At 34.2% G+C, this 13,735-nt stretch carries 15 protein-coding genes and 1 pseudogene; 9 read left to right on the top strand and 7 right to left on the bottom strand.

Annotated features, from left to right (window positions below):
• The 4 genes from V7127_RS20975 to V7127_RS20960 all read right to left on the bottom strand — a co-directional run.
• The coding region (locus tag V7127_RS20975; protein ID WP_335489263.1) for a DUF1801 domain-containing protein at positions 1-349 on the bottom strand (349 nt) is incomplete at its 3' end.
• Between the two features lie 268 nt (positions 350-617).
• Complete coding sequence (locus V7127_RS20970) at positions 618-2,777, bottom strand: Ig-like domain-containing protein (protein WP_335489260.1); 2,160 nt, start codon at positions 2,775-2,777, stop codon at positions 618-620.
• 326 nt (positions 2,778-3,103) lie between these two features.
• Positions 3,104-3,283 carry a hypothetical protein gene (locus V7127_RS20965; RefSeq protein ID WP_335489257.1) on the bottom strand — a complete coding sequence of 60 codons (180 nt, stop codon included), beginning with the start codon at positions 3,281-3,283 and terminating at the stop codon, positions 3,104-3,106.
• 451 nt (positions 3,284-3,734) lie between these two features.
• A complete protein-coding gene (locus V7127_RS20960) occupies positions 3,735-4,559 on the bottom strand; it encodes an alpha/beta fold hydrolase (RefSeq protein WP_335489254.1) in 825 nt (274 codons plus the stop codon).
• Between the two features lie 322 nt (positions 4,560-4,881).
• Between V7127_RS20960 and uvsE (V7127_RS20955) the strand changes: the two genes are divergently transcribed.
• The 5 genes and pseudogenes from uvsE (V7127_RS20955) (at position 4,882) to V7127_RS20935 (ending at position 8,538) form a co-directional block, all read left to right on the top strand.
• A complete protein-coding gene (gene uvsE / locus V7127_RS20955) occupies positions 4,882-5,835 on the top strand; it encodes a UV DNA damage repair endonuclease UvsE (protein ID WP_335489251.1) in 954 nt (317 codons plus the stop codon).
• A gap of 53 nt (positions 5,836-5,888) precedes the next feature.
• Complete coding sequence (gene uvsE / locus V7127_RS20950; RefSeq protein ID WP_335489248.1) at positions 5,889-6,854, top strand: UV DNA damage repair endonuclease UvsE; 966 nt, start codon at positions 5,889-5,891, stop codon at positions 6,852-6,854.
• A 136-nt stretch (positions 6,855-6,990) separates the two neighbouring features.
• The gene (locus tag V7127_RS20945; protein WP_066298552.1) at positions 6,991-7,242 is read left to right on the top strand and encodes a transcriptional regulator SplA domain-containing protein; all 252 of its coding nucleotides are present in this window, start codon (positions 6,991-6,993) and stop codon (positions 7,240-7,242) included.
• Positions 7,239-8,264: a spore photoproduct lyase gene (splB, locus tag V7127_RS20940; protein WP_335489245.1), complete on the top strand. Its 1,026-nt coding sequence runs from the start codon at positions 7,239-7,241 to the stop codon at positions 8,262-8,264. The genes V7127_RS20945 and splB overlap by 4 nt, the downstream gene beginning before the upstream one ends.
• Positions 8,265-8,363: 99 nt before the next feature.
• Positions 8,364-8,538 (top strand): annotated as a pseudogene (locus V7127_RS20935) (asparagine synthase).
• Between the two features lie 104 nt (positions 8,539-8,642).
• On the opposite strand, the gene V7127_RS20930 reads toward V7127_RS20935, so the two are convergent.
• Both V7127_RS20930 and V7127_RS20925 read right to left on the bottom strand, forming a co-directional pair.
• Positions 8,643-8,864 (bottom strand): helix-turn-helix transcriptional regulator, encoded by a 222-nt coding sequence (locus V7127_RS20930; RefSeq protein ID WP_335489242.1) that lies wholly within the window; start codon positions 8,862-8,864, stop codon positions 8,643-8,645.
• A 10-nt stretch (positions 8,865-8,874) separates the two neighbouring features.
• Positions 8,875-9,315, bottom strand: a complete 441-nt coding sequence (locus V7127_RS20925; protein ID WP_335489239.1) for a hypothetical protein — start codon at positions 9,313-9,315, stop codon at positions 8,875-8,877.
• 404 nt (positions 9,316-9,719) lie between these two features.
• Between V7127_RS20925 and queF the strand changes: the two genes are divergently transcribed.
• Both queF and V7127_RS20915 read left to right on the top strand, forming a co-directional pair.
• Positions 9,720-10,217, top strand: a complete 498-nt coding sequence (gene queF / locus V7127_RS20920) for a preQ(1) synthase (protein WP_335489236.1) — start codon at positions 9,720-9,722, stop codon at positions 10,215-10,217.
• A 14-nt stretch (positions 10,218-10,231) separates the two neighbouring features.
• Entirely contained in the window at positions 10,232-10,765 is a 534-nt protein-coding gene (locus V7127_RS20915) for a VUT family protein (RefSeq protein WP_335489233.1), read from the top strand.
• Positions 10,766-11,036: 271 nt separating this feature from the next.
• On the opposite strand, the gene V7127_RS20910 is transcribed toward V7127_RS20915, so the two are convergent.
• Positions 11,037-11,609, bottom strand: coding sequence for a GNAT family N-acetyltransferase (locus tag V7127_RS20910; RefSeq protein ID WP_335347478.1), 573 nt, complete (start codon positions 11,607-11,609; stop codon positions 11,037-11,039).
• Between the two features lie 898 nt (positions 11,610-12,507).
• Between V7127_RS20910 and V7127_RS20905 the strand changes: the two genes are divergently transcribed.
• Positions 12,508-12,825 carry a hypothetical protein gene (locus tag V7127_RS20905; protein WP_335354754.1) on the top strand — a complete coding sequence of 106 codons (318 nt, stop codon included), beginning with the start codon at positions 12,508-12,510 and terminating at the stop codon, positions 12,823-12,825.
• 455 nt (positions 12,826-13,280) lie between these two features.
• The gene (locus V7127_RS20900; RefSeq protein WP_335347477.1) at positions 13,281-13,424 is read left to right on the top strand and encodes a hypothetical protein; all 144 of its coding nucleotides are present in this window, start codon (positions 13,281-13,283) and stop codon (positions 13,422-13,424) included.
• The last annotated feature ends 311 nt before the right edge of the window (positions 13,425-13,735 follow it).

The following is a 13,735-nucleotide window of genomic DNA, read 5'->3' as shown; positions in this document are numbered from 1 at the left end:
TGTCATCTAGTTTATTAATATAAACACAAGCTTTACCTGTTGTATGTTTCCCAAAAAGCTCTAGTAATTCTTCTCGTTCTTTTTCACCCAGATTAAAATATAAACTAATTTTTGCTTTACGAGGTGAAAACCCTACAAGTGGTGCATCTCCTTCGTGCCCAGATTCATATATGTAATTGTAAGAACCGAACCCAATAATACTAGGCCCCCACATTTTTGCCGGAAAACCTGTCACTTCCGTGAAGATATCTAACAAGTCATATGCATCTTTACGCTTTTTGATATTTTCGACTCTTTCGATAAATTCAATGACGCTACTATCAGTTTCTTTCGTCTTCAGTTCATACATTTATGCATCCTCCTTTTACTATTATTTTTATAGAAATATTATCTTCCGCTTCATTTATTTACCAATGTTATATTAACTATACTGAAAATCGAAGAATTTTGAAAGCTAAATGAGTGTTTCGCAAACAAAAAGAGTCGTTTCACAAATAAACTCCCAATGAGTTAATCCATTCTTATGGAAAAGCATGGAATAGAATGAGGGCTGTCACAAAAGTCACTTTTATGACAGCCCTTTTCATTTTTACATGCACAATAAATGTACGTGTTTGTTATTTAGTAACAACTTTTATGACAGTTGATTCACTATTGTTTCCAGCCTTGTCTTTAGCCACAACATTTAGGCTTGTGCCTGCCTTTTGGGCTTTAATCTTCACAGTGAATTCCCCTTTTGAATTTGCTTTTGCTTCCCCTAATAATGTTTTCCCGTTATAAACTTGTACAGTAGCATCTTTTTCAGTTGTACCTGTAACTGATTTAGATTTTGCTGTTACTTTATCTACTTTAGGAGCTTCAGGTGCAGTGAAATCTGGCATGTTTGTTAAAGAAGGCAGACCAGTGATATAACCAATACCACCTGTTTTATTAATACCAATTTGTTCGTCAACAGCTTTAAGTAAATCATCTTTATTAACAGCTGTAATTGACTTAGCATCTACCTCATCACCAGGATGCTGGAAATTGCTGAAAATGTATGAGAATCCATTGCGGTCGTCAGCAGCAAATAATCCAGTTGCTTCCGCTCCTGCTGGAACAGATAAGACACGATCTAATTCTTTCGTATCAACATTATAAGCCCAAACGTAGTTATTTGTGTGAGCCCCACTATCTTCACCAATAAAGAGTGTTCTCATTAATTCAGAGTAACTTAAGTTATCTGGATTGGCTACTTTATCTACATTTGCAGTGTTTCCAAATGAATCAGCTTCTTTTAAATCTTCACCAACAACTAATCCAGACATTGATGGTGCTACATAAGAGCTATTAATAGCCTTTCCTTCGCTATCCTTTTGGCCACCTTGCAAATTTAATTGATATGTTACACCGGATTTAATTTTCGGTAATTGAATATGGTCTGCTGGGTCTTTTCCTGTTGAATCTTTTTCCATAGCCTTACTTTGATCGGAAATTGCAATATATACTTTTTTATCCTTTTCGTTTAGTGCTACACCTTCCATTTTGTTAAATTCTGTAGTCGCACCAAGAATGGCAGCGTAACGGCGAGTTTCAAGGAAGGCTGCTGCTTTTTCTTTGCCAGGTTTAAGTTTTAGGTACTCAACTTTTCCTTCATTTGAGTATGTTTTAATAGCTGTAAAACCTTCTTTAGGCGCATCTGAAGTTTCAAAAATATCATTGAATGTAATCCCACTGTCAATAATATTTTTTACTTCTCTATCGGTTGCATGTCCTAAATTAATCCATTGTAAATCGCCTGAGCCACCGTTTTCAGTACCTGTTTGTTTAAATGTAGCGGCATATAGTGTACCTGATGATAAATCTTTTTCTTTGTCAGCCACATACATAAACATTCCTGTATTACCGCCATCATCCCCGTAAAATACAGTTTTGTTATCAGGCATGACTTTTGCTAACTCATGAGAGAAGCGTCCTGTACTGTAATGCTTGACAACTGATGTTTTCCCGTTCTTTTCTACTGTAATTTCAGGAGTGTACCCATAGAAATAAGGATTAGCCTTTGCTTTATCTCCAAAATAGAAGTTAGCGAATGTTTCAACTTGACTTCTTACTTTCGAGGTTGGATCTAAGAAAAGTCGTGCATCTGGTTCGTACTCTTCAGAACCTAAATGTGTATTCCAAGGAGATAATGACCCGTTACATGGAATCCAAAGTCCATTTACTGCTGAAAAATCAATTTTTTCTACTTTTACAGGTTTCAGTTCACCTGTTTTTTGGTCCTGTTCCATCTCAGTTAAAGACATAGATGCAGGAACTAAACCGTATGCTGATTTACCAGCAGCATCAATGGTTTGATATTCATAATGTGTAACCATATAAAGTTTGCCGTTAATAGGCAGCATTAAGCTGTTTGAATCCGGAGCATCGGAGACAAAGTATCCTCCATCTGTGCTGCTAGGATCCTTAATTGGATTTCCTTTTACATCAATTGGTGTACCTGCAGGGATTTTTTTCCCTTTCACAGTTGCTACCTTATCTTCCGATTTAAATAGGTAGTTGTAGGACAACGGAAATGTTTTAACTTTTCCATTGCTATATTTCACATCAACTGTTGTAGTTGTATACGTCTTTACCATTTCTTCAATAGTAGAAGGTGCTTTCATTCCATTAAATTTAACAGCTTCTATTGTTATATTTTTCTGAGCATTCACTGCTGTCGGTGATAATGCTGGAACTGTAATAGCTAGAGCAAGTGCTAAAGTAGCTCCTTTTTTCACAAGTTTGTTATTAATCATCTAATAATCCCCCTAGTAGTAGAATCTTTGGTGCAATTCTATTAAACTGTATGAATGTTAATATATTGTTGATTTTATTTTTATTTTTTATATACATTTGATGAACTAGGGTCTCTTTTTTGTAACATTCCATGAAAATAATGGAAAGATATTGAGTTAATAAGCTTGACTCCTAAAGTTATGGATGAAATTTGCCTCTAAAAACTTATACATAAATTCACCATCTAAGAAACACTTTCTGGAAGCCTAATAAAATCTAAAGGGGAATCAATTTGATATTTTATAGCGTAGATAAAAATAAAAACCTCATTTACTTTTGATACGGTTCACCGTATCACATCTTCTTCCATTACTTTAACTGTAGCAGTAAATCTGTAAAGAATTGGGGTACCTGAACTTACAAGCGGCAGCATATGATGATGCTCAGCAACCAAAATCGTATGTAACCAATCGATCTTTAGCTTTTGCCAAATTAAATATAATAACAATAGTTCTTGTATCCCCATGCTTCAAACTAAGATTGTTATTTTCTGTATTCATTGATTAACATCCCATTTCTTTAAAATTTATTAAATAAGCTTCCCACATTCATGCGCTCATACCGATCTAATTATTTTTAAAGACAACAAAAAAAGAGGGAGACTTATCCCCTCTTTTAAAATAACCGTTATATATAGGTTCCCTTAGAAATAGACAGACCAATCCTGTTGCTCTGAACATAGGCAGAGCCTTCATACGTATTTAATTAACGAATGAAAATGGGAATCTTAATCTCATTGATGCTGTCACAAGGAAAACCTCCACTTCTAAAAAGTTGATAATCTTATAACAAAGTTGTTTCATTAATTCAATTACTTTTGTGAGTCAAGAAATAAAGGGCAAACTCAGTGACTCCCTAATATCCTGTTAACATACGATAAACTTCGGGAAGTCACTGTGACTTTTTATTATACACATTTATTCATTCTTATTAATAAAATCGTTAACAATCTCATTGAACTTTTCACTATACTCCCAAAACATCATGTGTCCACCAAGAACTTCTATTTTTGTTTCCGGTGTCATTCGTTCTATATAACTAACTGCATGATCAGCCCAATGCTCCGCAACAACGGCTAATAAAGGAACAGTTTGGCTTGCTTTTTTCGCTTCTTCTCGATAATCAGAAAACATTCCTGAAGCAAACAAATTGCCTGCAATATAATATGGAGTTTTTAAAGACTGCTCAACTAGCCAGGTTAATTCCTCTTCCTCAAGTTCTCTTTGCACCATCACTTGAGTTATGTAACTGGTAATGAACTCCCTTTGTCCGCTTGAATTTCGTAAATACGTATTATAAATTGCTGAAATATCATCTAGTGGTCCTTCAACCCAATCATCATCTTTTGTTGATAAAGATTTAGGCGGCATGTCTACAAGGATTAAGGATTTGATATTATCAAAACCATTTTGCTTAATATACTCCCAAACTGTCAGACAACCAAAAGACCATCCTAAAAGAGTAGCATTTTTAACATCTAACGCCTGAAGTACCGCATTTAAATCTGATCCATGGGAGACATAATCATTTCCATGAATGGCCATAGTTGATCTGCCATGACTCCTTGGATCAATAACGATAACTCGATTCGTCCTTGAGAAATATTCTACCTGTTTAGAAAAAACTTCTGTTGTAAACGTAAACCCCGGGATGAACACGATAGGTTCTCCACTGCCTGCTTCTTGAACAAACAACTCTACTCCAGAATCAACTTCAATGTATTTTCCATTTATAAAGGACATACTCTTACTTCACCCCTAGTTTTTACCTACTATATTCTAATCTAGGAAGCTTAATTCCTATTATTTCCTTTGAAGCAGGACTTACTCAGCTTGAAGATTAGGAGATTTAGCCGACTGGTTTTTCAAAAAGAAAATTCTCTTCAGCTTCAATATCGAAACGTTTTTGATTTCTTCCATTCTTATCCTCTGTATACAGAAATAGATTATTGCAGAAAATAGAATATAAAATTCGGATTGTGCTTTAGCGTTTTACATGTGCTTATAAATAACCAATTCATATAAGATTTCAATTTTAAAGTATAAAATCAAGGGGAAAAAGTAAATGAAGATTCGGTTCGGCTATGTAGCAAATGCATTGGGCTTATGGGATGCAAGTCCATCAAAAACTATAACTTTTGCACGGTATTCAGCACTTCCTAAAGACGAACGAATGGAAAAGCTAAAATCTATTACAGCACAAAATTTACAGCACACGAAAAGAATTTTGCATTATAATATCGCGCATGAAATCGAATTATATCGATTATCGAGCTCACTTGTCCCTTTAGCAACCCATCCTGAAGTGATGTGGGATTTCATTACCCCATTCAAAAATGAATGGAAAGAACTTGGAAGTTTAGTAAAACAATTTAAACTTAGAGTAAGCTTTCACCCAAATCAATTTACACTTTTCACAAGCCCAAGAGAAGAAGTAACGATGAATGCAGTAAAAGATATGCAGTACCATTTTAGGATGCTCGAAGCCATAAATGTTCTCGATACGGGATTAATTAATATTCATATTGGCGGAGCGTATGGTGATAAAAATAAGTCGTTAATTCGCTTCCATCATAATCTTAAAAAATTGCCAGAGGAAATTAAGAAGGTTATGACGCTAGAAAATGATGATAAAACGTATAATATTCGAGAAACACTCCTTGTTTGTGAAAAGGAAAACATTCCCATGGTACTCGATTATCATCACTATATGGCGAATAACGATGGGAATGACCTCCCACTTTATTTAAACCGTATATTTAACACTTGGAATCGTTCTGATATTATACCGAAAGTCCACCTTTCTTCCCCAAAGTCTGAACAAGCCTATCGTTCCCATGCTGATTTTGTTTCTTTTGATTTTATCCTTCCCTTCTTAAAGATGGCAAAGGAGTTTAATCAAGATTTCGACATAATGATAGAAGCAAAACAAAAGAATCTTGCCATGCAGAGACTTGTTGAAGAAATAGCTGCCATTCGGGTAGTCAAACGTATTTCAAGTGCAGCGGTGGAATGGTAACCGTATTGAAACAGTAAAAAACTATCGCCATATTTTTTGATGAGGTGGAACAAATGACGATTGTACGTCTTGGTTATGTCGCAATGAGTATGGAACTTAAAAATGCATCCCCATCGAAAACAATGACTTTTGCACAATTCCAGAAAATTGATGATCGGGAAGCGGCCATTCGTAAATTAGAACGTATTGCACTTTTGAATTTGCACAATACTCTAAGACTGTTAAAACATAATGCCGCGTCTGACATTCATTTTTATCGATTAACCTCTCGCCTCATTCCTTTAGCCAACCACGAAGAGCTTCTTGATTGGAATTATATTAAGCCGTTAAAAGAACCGTTTCGTGAGATTGGAGATTTCGCAAAAAAACATAAGATAAGAGTTGATTTTCATCCGGACCACTTTGTTCTCATTAATGCTAAAGAGAAGCACATCTTAAAAAATTCAATAAGCACCTTAAAGCTGCATTACCTATTATTAAAGGCGATGGGGATTGACCCGACTCATCGCTGTGTCATGCATGTAGGTGGTAATTATAAAGAAACCGACATGTCACTTGAGCGTTTTGTTGATAATTGGATGGAAGTCCCAAAAAAGATTCAAAAAATGATCATGCTTGAAAATGATGATACTTCTTTTACTTTAGAAGATACACTTTACTTATGTGAAAAATTAAATATCCCTCTAGTTTTCGATTATCATCATCATCTCGCCTACCACCAAGATGCCAATTGGGAAGGCAACTGGAATAGAGTTGTTCAGACATGGAGGCATTCTCCGCTCCCAATAAAAATGCATATATCAAGTCCCAAGAATGATAAAGCATTTCGTCATCATGCAGATTATGTAGACATCGATATGTTTTTTAGATTCCTTAACGTAATACGAGGCAGTGTTCCGCAAATTGATTGTATGATTGAGGCTAAGAGGAAAGATGAGGCGCTTTTTAAATTAATGGGTGAAGTCAAATCAAGGAATGACGTTGAAATTATTGATGGCTCTTCTTTCTTTTTAAAGTAAATAAAATGAAGAGTCAAATTGGAAAAAATTGATTTATATGGACTTCTCCTTTTTCACCCTTCCAAAATCAAGCAATCATAATTTTTAAGAACGAATGGCAGAATCTTAATAGGACTAATAAAACGAAGGTGATAGAATGGAAAATCAAAATTATCAGGCGGGAGATATTGTCTATGTTTTTTATCGTAATCCCCATACCCAAGATGTAGCCAATATTCAAGCAGCAGCAGTAGTCAATAACCCTGAAAATGCGAATGAATTAGCTTTGTTTTTATATGAAACATATTATCCGCTATCAAATGAAATGGCTGTTTATTCTACAGAACAAGAAGCAAACCAAGCCTATCATTATTATTACGGATATGATTCAGAGGGGATATTGGAATGAAACCATTTACACCCAAACTTGTTTATTTTGAACCTGATGCATTAGATTTTCCGTTAGGAAAAGAACTACATGAGAAATTTAAAAAGATGGATGTCGAGATTCGGCATACCACTTCCCACAATCAAGTAAGAAATCTCCCCGGTGATAACGAATTTCAAAGATACCGGGTTGCCAAGTCTACACTAGTAGTTGGTATTAGAAAAACCCTTAAATTTGACACTTCAAAGCCTTCAGCAGAGTATGCTATTCCTTTTGCTACTGGATGCATGGGTCACTGCCATTATTGCTACTTGCAAACAACGATGGGAAGTAAGCCGTATATCCGTACATATGTCAATGTAGAGGAGATTCTTGAGGCTGCCGACAAATATATGGAGGAGCGTGCTCCAGAAATAACAAGATTTGAAGCATCTTGTACATCCGATATTGTAGGGATTGATCATTTGACCCATACTCTTAAAAGAGCCATTGAGCATTTTGGAAAATCGGAATACGGCAAATTAAGATTTGTTACAAAATTTCACCATGTAGACCACTTACTTGATGCTAAACATAACGGAAAAACAAGATTTCGTTTTAGTGTGAATGCAGATTATATCATTAAAAACTTTGAGCCGGGGACTTCTCCCTTAGAAAAAAGAATTGAAGCTGCCGGAAAAGTTGCAAGAGCTGGGTATCCACTTGGATTTATAGTAGCACCTATCTATCTTCATGAAGGATGGGAGGATGGATACTTTCATATGTTTGAGCGTTTAGATGCTGAATTACCTCCTGAAGCAAAGAAAGATCTTACCTTTGAATTTATCCAGCATCGTTTTACAAAACCGGCAAAGAGAGTAATTGAAAAAAACTACCCTATGACAAAGTTAGAATTAGATGAAGAAAAAAGGAGATATAAATGGGGTAAATATGGAATAGGAAAATATATTTATCAAAAAGAAGAAGAAGAGGATATAAAAAAACATCTTTACACTTATATGGAAAAGTTTTTCCCCGAAGCAAAATTAGAATATTTCACTTAAAAAGCAGCTCCTCCAAAAGGTATTGTAAATAGCATATTTTCAATTATAACAGCAACAATAATGGTGGTGATTAAACACCAACTAAATGCGGATATTGCCATGAATATTCGTGAAGGAATAATTCCGACTGCATTAGGTACAGCTGGTTACTGCTACCGGTTACGCATTAAAACAAAAACGAGGTTCAAATAAGATGATTGCAAATACCGTTTTTGGATTTGGCTTAGCACACGTAGTATTAGGTGTAATAGACCTTACCCGGCATCACCGTTAAGATTTAAAGGAGGATGAGCTATTTTGTAGACTCACCTCCATTAAACATTCTCCCTTTTTATTTTGTTACTGAATGTTACCGTTTTGCATTACGTTGTCGTAAAGCTAGGGAGTAAATTGCTTAAGAATAAACAAATCTTCAACAGGAACCTCAAATACTCTTGCCAGTTTAATCGCTAATATGGTACTAGGAATAAATTTACCATTTTCTATAGTGTTTATGGTTTTTCTCGTTACTCCAATCAATTCTGCCAACTGCTCTTGAGTAAGGTTCATTTCGGCTCTTTTTACTTTTATAATATTTTCCAGATAATCTCCATTCATCATATATTACCTCTTAATTATCTTTATCAAAAATCAGGTAAGAAATAAGAGCACTGACAACTCCAATAATAATTAATGCATGCAATACTAATTGAACGTTTAAATGAATGAACAGGCTTTGAACAAACAATATTACTATACACCCCAACAGTACCCAAAATGCCAATGTAAAACTCTTTTGTCGTATTACTTGAAAATATTCATCATTTAATGAGCGAGCTAATTCATGTTTTTTTCGAAGTTGCCCAGAAAATTTAATAAGTCTAATGTTGTAATATAACCAAATGAACAAACCAATGACAGAAATAATTGAACTATAGCCTGATAAGACGATGGTTGGTTTAGAAATCACATAATGAACTAAATATGGAATTTGCCACAAAGTAAATCCAACTAAATTACCAACAATTAGATTCTTCCTTTTCATTTCAAATTGATATATTTCACTTTTCAATGTTTCATCTCCCTCAAAAAAAGTAACCTATAATACTCATTATATAACCTTAAGGTTACAAAGTTGCGTACTTTACATGGAAATTTTTCCGGCAGCTGTTAATAAATCAAAACCATAATAATGAACTAATAAGTCATTAATTGGAGCAACCACTGCATAACCTAGGTTTAGAAAATTTTGCATAAGAGGGCGAGGGAATTATCTATTGACACTTACTTTGTCTTTCCTTTATAGTATCCTTATCAATTAAATAAAGAAACCCGTTTGAACGGGAGAGGTTCATAGCAGAAACCCTCTATAAAAAACTATGGTGTAAACCATATCCGCAAATAGATATGGCTTTTTTTATTGGTTTAATTCTGCTGGCCTCCCTGTCCATTCGGGACAAATAGGAGGATTTTTTTATGCCTGGACGTCAAGATCATGAATTAGAAGATATTACCTTATTAGGAAATCAAGGGACAAAATATTTATTTGAATATTCCCCTGAGATTTTAGAGGCCTTTGATAATAAACATCCATATCGGGATTATTTTGTAAAATTTAATTGTCCTGAGTTTACTAGTCTTTGTCCAATAACTGGTCAGCCTGATTTTGCAACGATTTATATTAGTTATATCCCTGAACAAAAGATGGTGGAGAGTAAATCTTTAAAACTATATTTATTTAGTTTTCGGAATCATGGCGATTTTCATGAAGATTGCATGAATATTATTATGAACGATTTAATTAAATTAATGGATCCAAAATATATTGAAGTTTGGGGCAAGTTTACGCCTAGGGGCGGAATTTCAATTGACCCTTATACAAACTACGGCCGACCAAACACAAAATATGAACAAATGGCAGAATATCGATTGATGAATCATGATTTATATCCCGAAAAAGTTGATAATCGATAAGGAGTGAAAATAACATGAGATTAGTCATCTATTTATTTACGATCGTTTTGGCAAACGTTGTTACTGCCAAATTTGCACCGCTTGAAGTTGGCATTTTTCTAATTCCGATGGGTTCATTTCTAATTGGGGCAACATTTATATTTCGGGATCTTGTTCAAAATAAATATGGAAGAAAGAAAACTTATCTTTTTATTTGTTTAGCATTAATTCTATCAGCCATTTCTAGTTATCTGCTTGGAGATACGTTGTGGATTGTTTTTGCAAGTGCGATAAGCTTCGCTGTTTCGGAAACGACTGATACGGAGATTTATTCAAGATTAAATTTACCGATGCACTTACGCGTTTTGTATAGCGGCGTGATTGGTGGAATATTAGACTCAGCGATTTTTGTCGTTGTCGGGTTGTCACCAATTGGTGCAAATATTTTACCATGGAATGTGATTTGGATGGCGATATTAGGCCAGATCATTGTAAAAGTGATCATGCAGTTTCTTGGGGTATTGGTGCTGCAGTTGGCAAGTGTAAGAAAGAAATCATTTAATAACTGAGTCCATTTCATAATTACATTAATTAGCCATAATACAATTATATACTGTTTAATCCAATAATAACTTGTATCCACAGACTAAATCTATTAGGTACCTCCAACAAATCGCGTATATCTAAACTTCGATGTGAGAACTATTGTAAGATCAATGGTTCTCACATTATTTACATATATTCAATGTACAATTGATTTAAATAAAGTAGGTTCATTAATAATGTAGTGTTAAATTAACGCTTCTCGGTCTCGGAAATATAATTAATTGTTTAAATACTTTATTTCTCTTTTTGAAGTATATCAAAGTCTTGCTTTAACAATGAATACATATATAAATCATCAAATTTACCGCAAGTAAACTCATAATTCCTCAATAACCCTTCTCTAATAAATCCCTGTTTTTCTGTTAACTTTTGTGACGGTATATTAGGCGGTTCAATTAACGCTTCGATCCTTTGTAATTTTAAATGTTCGAATCCGTACCTTATTACAGCTTCCAATGCCTCACTTGCTAATCCTTGCCCCCAATAACTTTTACTTAACTCAAATCCAATTTCAGTTCGATAATGTTGAGGTATCATGTTATGAAATCCGCAACTACCAATAACTTCATCTTCCCCTTTTAAAGTAATTCCCCATCTTATTCCAGTTCTTTCATTTAATATCGATTGATACCATGATATCTCGTTTAAAGCATCGTTAATTGTTTTAAAAGGTTCTAAACCATAATATTTCATTACTTCTTTATCAGATAGATATTTCAAGATACTGTTTGCATCGCCTTTTTCAATTTTTCTCAATACTAATCTATTAGTTTCAAGTACCGGAAAAGTTTCAACATCTTTGGTCATAATAAATCCCCCCTTATTTAATTCTCCAGTTAGTTTATCATTAATTTTCAGATGAATTGGGCTCTTTTGTCCTTCTTTAAGTAAAAGCTCATCTCTTGTTGCAGAACTTGCTGCCATTCTTTTTACGTCTAAGAATAATAAAATGAACCACAGTCAGAACAGCAAGCTTAATGTTACTCCCAAAGTAATCCATTGTAAGGTATGGCTCTGCGGTGGTAATTCGTCAGCTTCGATCCCATTCATGATGGATTCTTCCATCAAATATTCTTAACAACACTTTTTATATTCTTCTTATCAAAATGATTTTCCTTCTTCACACTAAATGACCCTATACAAAACTTACTTTATAGTCGCTCCCGAATGCATAACATTGAAAAACACGTAAAAACTGCAAAAATAGTTCCTCATTTATTGTGCTAAAGCACTCGTTAATGAAAGAATTTTACCAAAAGGGTAAAAAAACAAACGTATTTGTGGGATTAGTCTATTCATCATTAATACCATAGGAATACAGTATTACTGAGGACACTAAAAAGAAAGAAAAGTGGCTTTAAAGGAAAAAACGTAAATAAGAAAGGGGAGACTTATTTAAGGTTGAGAAAACAGGAAAAGGAATGAATAGATCAAGGTAAATATTGATACTGAGATGTTAAAACTGATATTCGTAACAGAAACAGAGATAAGTCAAAAACTGAATTTGAAGTTAGTAAAACTGCGAAAAACTTATATTTCCACACATGCTACTGTCAAGGTTTTCGATTAATTCTGGAGTGTAATTTCTAATGCTCGTATTAATCCAAATCAAGAACAAGAAAATGTACAAAACTAATATTTTGATATAGAGCTTGTTTAGGTTCTAATGCAAGGAAATATTTAAAAAATGAAGGAGTCAATAAAAATGTCAAGAAGAAGAAGAATAAGAAGAAGAAATAATGAAAATACAAATGTAAATGTGGATTTTGATACAGATATTGAATCTGAGTTAAGAAATAGATCTAATTCAGAATCAGAAGCGGATGTTCGAAATACCGATAAAAATACCAACGTTGCACGTTCTAATATTACTAACTCAGGTAATTCTAGGGTTGATATCAGACTCAACAGCCGCAGTAACGCTAGAGTGAGATCTGAACAAGAACAGGAAAATGATCAGGATCAAGATTTAGACATAGATATAGATATAGAAAGAGAAAGAAGACGCCGTCGTCGTCGTTAATATTTGAATAAAAGGTGGAATAAAATTATTATCCCACCTTCACTAAAAATAAGAAGATGAATTTCAAAGCAATAATAATGCGTTAAGGCATCTCGAAAATCTTACCCAGGAAAAGAATTCGAATTTCTTCTATTATCCCAAATGATGTTTCAAATGTAATATTATACACTAGAAATGGAAGAAGAGTGGATTAAATTGTTCCACTCTTTTTAAACTTTCAAATCCTATTAAGTGAATGATATATTTCTTAAACTGTATAAAAACTTTATCTCTCCCTAATTCTCCCCCATTTTTTTTCATGAAATAAATTAATGGTAAAGGAAATACAAATTGATTAATTCAAGAAACATTGTTGATTTTATTGCAGTCGGCACTGATCCCGCTGGAGCTGTCATATCTAAGATACTTACATATGAAAAAAAACTTCAGTCTCGTCTTGGATGCGAGAGGAAATAATGACAGTGACAGACCTATTAGTGATTCCAGATTTAGTGAATCTAGTGGGTTCTTACGAAACTAGAAAAGTAGCCTTCGAAAGGTTAAGTCAGACCCAGCGGATACTCGACATTTATACGAACTCTACTACAAAGAAGATCTAGAAACTTTCCACTGCAGCGAAGACGTTTAAATGGTGTATTGCAAAATTTGTGGTGTAATTTCTTTTGACTAAGAATCCAGAATTCCTAGTTTGTTTTTACCCAAAATAGTGCTCGGCCACTTAGTAACCGTAAAGAAATTATTGCAATACCAACAATCAAGACAAAATACCGCCTTTCATAAAAAAAGAGCCTTTTGGCTCTTTGAAATAATGATTATCAGTTACTGCGTCTTCTTCTGACGTTGCTTCTTCTTCTGATGTCGCTTCTTCTTCTGACGTTGCTTCTTCTTCTGATGTCGCTTCTTCTTCTGA

Source organism: Bacillus sp. JJ1773, assembly GCF_036962035.1.
Taxonomy (GTDB): domain Bacteria; phylum Bacillota; class Bacilli; order Bacillales; family Cytobacillaceae; genus Cytobacillus.
This window is presented reverse-complemented; position numbering and strand designations above follow the sequence as displayed.